The sequence below is a fragment of the Hungatella sp. SL.1.14 genome (assembly GCF_024460495.1).
GTDB classification, from domain to species: domain Bacteria; phylum Bacillota; class Clostridia; order Lachnospirales; family Lachnospiraceae; genus Hungatella; species Hungatella hathewayi.
In genome coordinates, this window is sequence record NZ_JANFYJ010000319.1 from 1 (window position 1) to 303 (window position 303).

Below are 303 nucleotides of genomic sequence, written 5' to 3' on the forward strand. Positions count from 1 at the left end.
CAAAAAGTATGACTCCATCGAAAAGTTTGCAAATACCGATTTAAAGGAGCTGGAAAAGGATATCCACTCCATCGGGTTTTACCACATGAAGGCGAAGAATATTATCTCCTGCTGTCAGGGGCTGCTGGAACGGTTTGGCGGCCAGGTTCCGCGGACCATCGAGGAACTGACCAGTCTGGCCGGCGTCGGGAGTGGCAGAACTTTTGGGAAATGCGAAATTTGAAGAGATGCTCTGCGGCGCGCGAGAACATTATGATTACGTTTTGATTGATTCCCCTCCTTTGGGCAGTGTCATTGACGCGG

The 303-nt window shown here is 50.2% G+C and carries 1 pseudogene; it reads left to right on the forward strand.

What is annotated here, in order from left to right:
• Positions 1-190 (forward strand): annotated as a pseudogene (locus NE473_RS31175) (endonuclease III domain-containing protein); the annotation flags it as partial.
• Positions 191-303 lie beyond the last annotated feature (113 nt).